Source organism: Streptomyces sp. SID5785, assembly GCF_009870065.1.
Classification (GTDB): Bacteria; Actinomycetota; Actinomycetes; order Streptomycetales; family Streptomycetaceae; genus Streptomyces.
Genome location: NZ_WWIA01000297.1, coordinates 1 through 6070, shown reverse-complemented (window position 1 = coordinate 6070; position 6070 = coordinate 1). Strand labels below are relative to the sequence as shown.

At 74.9% G+C, this 6070-nt stretch carries 5 protein-coding genes; 2 read left to right on the top strand and 3 right to left on the bottom strand.

Features of this window, described 5'->3' with window-relative positions:
* Together cofD and GTW43_RS09160 are read left to right on the top strand one after the other, a co-directional pair.
* Positions 1-946 (top strand): 2-phospho-L-lactate transferase (gene cofD, locus GTW43_RS09165; RefSeq protein WP_161301124.1); only part of this gene is annotated, 946 nt, incomplete at its 5' end.
* Positions 943-2262 (top strand): coenzyme F420-0:L-glutamate ligase, encoded by a 1320-nt coding sequence (locus GTW43_RS09160; protein ID WP_161301123.1) that lies wholly within the window; start codon positions 943-945, stop codon positions 2260-2262. The genes cofD and GTW43_RS09160, both read left to right, overlap by 4 nt.
* A gap of 72 nt (positions 2263-2334) precedes the next feature.
* Here GTW43_RS09160 and GTW43_RS09155 read toward each other — a convergent pair whose 3' ends face one another.
* The 3 genes from GTW43_RS09155 to GTW43_RS09145 all read right to left on the bottom strand — a co-directional run.
* The gene (locus tag GTW43_RS09155; RefSeq protein WP_202501245.1) at positions 2335-3366 is read right to left on the bottom strand and encodes a DNA-3-methyladenine glycosylase 2 family protein; all 1032 of its coding nucleotides are present in this window, start codon (positions 3364-3366) and stop codon (positions 2335-2337) included.
* A 231-nt stretch (positions 3367-3597) separates the two neighbouring features.
* Positions 3598-4680 (bottom strand): NDP-sugar synthase, encoded by a 1083-nt coding sequence (locus GTW43_RS09150; protein ID WP_161301122.1) that lies wholly within the window; start codon positions 4678-4680, stop codon positions 3598-3600.
* Between the two features lie 101 nt (positions 4681-4781).
* Positions 4782-6070 (bottom strand): N-acetylmuramoyl-L-alanine amidase (locus GTW43_RS09145; protein WP_161301121.1); only part of this gene is annotated, 1289 nt, incomplete at its 5' end.

Below are 6070 nucleotides of genomic sequence, written 5' to 3'. Positions count from 1 at the left end.
TGGCATCGGTGGTGCCCGGTTCCTTCGTGGTCTCCAGCAGGCGGCCCCGGACGCGGACATCACGGTCATCGGCAACACCGGGGACGACATCCACCTCTTCGGGCTCAAGGTCTGTCCCGACCTCGACACGGTGATGTACACCCTGGGCGGCGGCATCGACGAGGAGCAGGGCTGGGGGCGGACCGACGAGACGCACCGCGTCAAGGAGGAACTCGCGGCGTACGGAGCCGGGCCCGAGTGGTTCGGGCTCGGCGACCGGGACTTCGCGACCCACATCGTGCGCACGCAGATGCTGGCCGCCGGCTACCCGCTCAGCGCGGTCACCGAGGCGCTCTGCGAGCGCTGGAAGCCCGGCGTCCGCCTCATCCCCATGTCGGACGACCGCGTCGAGACGCACGTCGCCGTCACGCTCGACGGCGAGCGCCGCGCCGTGCACTTCCAGGAGTACTGGGTGAAGCTGCGCGCCTCCGTGGACGCGCACGCGATCGTGCCGGTCGGCGCCGAGCAGGCGACGCCCGCGCCCGGCGTCCTCGAGGCGATCTCCGCGGCCGACGTCATCCTCTTCCCGCCGTCCAACCCCGTCGTCAGCATCGGCACGATCCTCGCGGTGCCCGGCATCCGGGAGGCCATCGCCGAGGCCGGGGTGCCCGTCGTCGGGCTCTCCCCCATCGTCGGGGACGCGCCGGTGCGCGGCATGGCCGACAAAGTGCTCGCCGCGGTCGGCGTCGAGTCCAGCGCGGCGGCCGTCGCCGAGCACTACGGGTCGGGGCTGCTCGACGGGTGGCTCGTGGACACCGTGGACGAGGGGGCCGTGGAGCGCGTCGAGGCGGCCGGCATCCGCTGCCGGGCCGTCCCGCTGATGATGACCGACCCCGCGGAGGGCACCGCGGCCGCCGCCATGGCACGCGCCGCGCTCGCCCTCGCCGAGGAGGTCCGGATCCCGTGACCGACGCGCCCTCCTTCCGCGCCTGGGCGGTCCCCGGCATCCCCGAGGTCGCCGCGGGGGACGACCTGGCCGCGCTGATCGTCGCCGCCGAGCCGGACCTCGCCGACGGGGACGTCCTCCTGGTCACCTCGAAGATCGTCAGCAAGGCCGAGGGCCGGGTCGTGCGGGCCGACGACCGTGAGGCCGCGATCGACGCGGAGACGGTGCGCGTCGTGGCCCGCCGCGGCCCGCTGCGCATCGTCGAGAACCGGCTGGGCCTGGTCATGGCCGCGGCCGGTGTCGACGCGTCGAACACCCCGGCGGGCACCGTGCTCCTGCTGCCCGAGGACCCGGACGCCTCGGCCGCCGCGATCCGCGACGGCGTGCGCGCCACGCTCGGCGTGGACGTCGGCGTCGTCGTCACGGACACCTTCGGCCGCCCCTGGAGGAACGGGCTGACCGACGTCGCCATCGGCGCCGCCGGCGTCCAGGTGCTCGACGATCTCCGCGGCGGCACGGACGCGCACGGCAATCCGCTGAGCGCGACCGTCGTGGCCACCGCCGACGAACTCGCCGCGGCCGGCGACCTCGTCAAGGGCAAGTCCGGCGGGCTGCCCGTCGCCGTCGTCCGCGGGCTTCCCGACCTCACCGGCGAGCGGGGCGAGCGAGGCGAACGGGGCGCCACCGCACGGCAGTTGGTGCGCGAAGCTCGCGACGACATGTTCCGTCTCGGTACCTCGGAAGCCGTACGGGAAGCGGTGACGCAGCGCCGCACGGTGCGGTCCTTCACGGACGAGCCCGTCGATCCGGACGCAGTGCGCCGGGCCGTCGCCGCGGCCGTGACGGCGCCCGCGCCGCACCACACGACGCCGTGGCGGTTCGTGCTGCTCGAATCCCCCGGGTCGCGCACGAAGCTGCTCGACGCGATGCGGGACGCGTGGATCGCGGACCTGCGCCGGGACGGCAAGAGCGAGGAGTCGATCGCCAAACGCGTGCGCCGGGGCGACGTCCTGCGCCGCGCGCCGTACCTGGTGGTGCCCTGCCTGGTGACGGACGGCGCGCACACCTACGGGGACGGGCGGCGGGACGCGGCCGAGCGCGAGATGTTCGTCGTCGCGACCGGGGCCGGGGTGCAGAACTTCCTGGTGGCGCTCGCCGGGGAGCGGCTCGGCTCCGCCTGGGTGTCGTCGACCATGTTCTGCCGGGACGTCGTGCGCGGCGTGCTCGGGCTGCCCGGGGACTGGGACCCCATGGGGGCCGTCGCGGTCGGGCACCCGGCCGGGCCGCCTGCCGCGCGACCGCCGCGCGAGGTGACGGACTTCGTCGAGGTGCGCTGACCGCCGCCGGGGGCGAAGACCCCGGCGGGAGCACCATGGCGCGCGCCGCGCCGGGTCACCTTGCGGCGCCGGTCACCACTCCGCGATGTTCACGCGCCGCATCTTGGGTTGCCGACGGGCCGGTGACACCCCGCTGAGCAGGATCAGGCGGGCCGCGCGGTGGCGCTGGCCCGCGTACGGGGCGAGCAGTTCGAGCATGTCGTCGTCGGTCGCGTCACGGTGTCCGGCGAGGGCGTGGCCGATGATGCCCGGCAGGTGCAGATCGCCGGTGGTGACCTCGTCGGGGGCGCCGTTCGTGCGCTGGACCGTCTCGGCGGAGGTCCACGGGCCGATGCCCGGGACGAGTTCGAGACGGGCGCGGGCCGCGGGCGGGTCCATGTGCGCCGCCTCCTCCAGGCGCCGCGCCACCTGCACGGCGCGCAGGATCGTGGAGGCGCGTTTGTTGTCGACGCCCGCCCGGTGCCATTCCCAGGACGGGATCAGCGACCAGGCACGCGGCTCGGGGAACACCCGCATCCGCAGCTCCGCTCCGGCCGGGCCCGGGGCCGGCACGCCGTACCGGGTCAGGAGCAGGCGCCAGGCCCGGTAGGCCTCGTCCGTCGTGACCTTCTGCTCCAGGACGGACGGGATCAGCGACTCCAGGACCAGTCCGGTGCGGGTCAGGCGCAGCCCGGGGCGGCGGCGGGCCGTGTGGGCGACCAGCCGGTGTCGCGGCTCGAACGGCGCCGGGTCGTCCAACTCGCCGAGCAGCGCCGGAAGTTGTTCCAGGAACCAGGGCGCCCCCGGCCCCCAGGCGCTTGCCTCGACCCGGTCCTCGGCCCGCTGGGTGACGCGCAGCGTCGCGGGGCCCAGCGGGGTGCGGCTCACCCGCCACACCGAGCCGTCCGGCGTCACGCGGAAGGCGGGGTCGGCCGGCCCGCGGCGCAGCGGCCCGAGGGTGAGCCCCAGATGGAGCGGGGCGGGCGGCGTGTAGGTGCGGGTGACCGCCGCCTCGGGCCCGGCGCCCGCCGCGCGCCCGGGCCGGGGCACGCGGGTCTCACCGCCGCGGACCGTGGTGCGGGTCTGCGGGGGTGCGGTGCGGGGGGCGTATCGGCGGCCGGCCATCCGACGAGGGTAGCCCGGCGGACGGCGGCGCCGGGGGCGCACCGGTCGGCGCGGGGGCGGCCGGTGCCCCGGAGTGCACACCCGCCGGGCGGGCCGGGGACGAGGGAGGGGCGGAGCCACTCGCCCGAGGAGAAGCAGGCCACTCGTCCGAGGAGAAGCGAGCCACTCGCCCGACGAGAGCGGGGCTATCCGTCCGAGGAGAAGCGGGCCACTCGCCCCACGAGAAGCGGGCTACTCGTCGGACGAGAAGCGGATCGCGGCGTCCGGGAGGTGGGCGTCGCACCAGACGCGGACGCCGTCCCGCAGCTCGTTGTCCGCGCCCACGTGGGCGCCGTCGCCGACGACCGCCCCGGTGAGGACCGTGCGGGCGCCGACCCGGGCGCCGCGGCCGATCAGCGAGTCGGTGATCACGGCGCCCGGTTCGATCACCGCGCCGTCCAGGACGGCGGAGCCGGAGATCCGGGCGCCCTCGCCCACGCGCGCGTGCTCCCCGATCACCGTGCCGCCGGTGAGCTTGGCGTCCGCGGCGACCTCGGCGGTGGCCAGGACCAGCCGGTCGCCTCGGCGCCCGGGCACGGCCGGGGACGGGGCGCGGCCCATGACCAGGTCGGCGGAGCCGCGTACGAACGCCTGCGGCGTGCCGAGGTCCAGCCAGTACGTGGAGTCGACCATGCCCTGGAGGTGGGCCCCGGCGGAGAGGAGGCCGGGGAACGTCTCCCGCTCGACCGAGACGGGCCGGCCCACCGGGATCGTGTCGATGACCGAGCGGCGGAAGACGTACGCGCCCGCGTTGATCTGGTCGGTGACGATCTCCTCGGGGGTCTGCGGCTTCTCCAGGAAGGCCGTGACGCGCCCGGTGCCGTCCGTCGGGACGAGCCCGAACGCGCGCGGGTCCTCGACCCGCGACAGATGCAGGGAGACGTCGGCGCCGGTCGACTCGTGCTCGTGGACGAGGGCGCCGATGTCGAGGCCGGTGAGGATGTCGCCGTTGAAGATCAGGACCGGGTCGTCGGGGCCGGAACGCAGCCGGGAGGCCACGTTGCGGATGGCGCCGCCGGTGCCGAGGGGCTCGGCTTCGGTCACGTACTCGAGATGGAGGCCGAGCCGCGAGCCGTCACCGAAGTACGGCTCGAAGACCTCGGCCAGGTAGGAGGTGGCCAGCACGATGTGGTCGACCCCGGCCGCTTTCGCGCGGGCGAGCTGGTGGGTGAGGAACGGGACACCGGCCGCGGGAACCATCGGTTTCGGCGTGTTCACCGTGAGTGGGCGCAGTCTGGTGCCCTTGCCGCCGACCAGGAGGATCGCTTCTGTCACCTGTCGTCTCTGCTTCCTGCTGGGGCCGGCCGAACTGTCTTTCGGCCGGCCAGTGTATGCAGACCGTGCGAGGTGCCCGGGAGACGGCCGGCGTCTGCGTGTCAGCGCCCCTGGAGCTGCGCCGATGTGGTGCGGGCCGTACCGAGCTGGTTGTAGAGACGTTCTCCCGGGCATTCGGTTGCGAAGCCGTCCCGGTGGCCGGAGATTACCTTCAGCCGGACGCTTTTACCCTTCTCGTACAGATTTCCACCGGCCGAGACGAGGTTCGTCGAGCCGCTGGGGTCCGCGCCGAACAGGCCGAGCTTCCACGCCGTCAGCTGTGAGATGGCCTTCACGGCGGCCGCCGGCGGGTTCGAGCTGCCGAAGGAGCCCAGCACGGCGACGCCCATGGTGTCGGAGTTGAAGCCGAGGGTGTGGGCGCCCATGACGGGCTTCGCGACGCCGCCCGCCCGGCCCTCGTAGATGGTGCCGCACTTGTCGACGAGGAAGTTGTAGCCGATGTCACGCCAGCCGCTGCTCTTGACGTGGTAGCGGTAGATACTGCGAATGACGGAAGGCGCCTGCGAGCAGCGGTAGTTGTTGCCCGACGCGCTGTGGTGGACGAACGCGGCCTTCACCGTGTCCGTGTACAGGAACTGGCTCTCGCGCAGCTTCTCGTCCGCGCCCCAGCCCTTGCGGGTGACGATGCGCGGGCGCGGGCCGATGTACGGGCCGGCCTGCGCCCGGTCCGGCTCTCCCCCGCGGGCGGCGGTCAGCGCGTCCTGGGTCTGCCGGCGCGAGAGGGCGGGGATCTCTGCGGCGCCGAGCGGGGCGAGCTGGGCGTTCACGGCGGAGGCGGCGGCGGTCTCGGCGGTGAGGTTCGCGGTACGGGGGCCGTCGGCCGGGGCGCCCTGCGCCGCGGGTTCCTCACCCGGGTCCACGAGTTCGAGCCGCAGGCCCTCGGGGAGGGGCTGGGACTCGGTACCGCGGTCGGCCCCGGCGGGGGTGCCGGCCTCCACCCGCACCTCGACGCCGTCCGAGTCGCCGACCCACAGCGGGGCCGTCGAGCCGCGCAGGGTGCGGCCGGAGGACTCGGCGGTGCCCGGGTCCGGGGCGTCGTCGTTGTGGGTCTCGAGGTCCTGCCAGCGGGACCAGGTGGTGGTCCCGGTCGTACGGGTACGGACCTCGACGTGTCCGTTCAGCGCGACGGCCGGGTCGTTCCAGACGACGCCGACCAGCGAGAACGGGCGGACGTCGCGCTGCGGCAGACCCTGCTGACGCGCGGCGGCTGTCGAACGGTCGGTGCCGAGCGGGGTCAGCGGCAGCGACTGCGTGCTGCCGGGCACGGCCTCGGCGGCGGGGGCCGCGGCGGCGGGGGCGGGCAGGGTCAGGGGGAGAGCGAGGGCGGCCG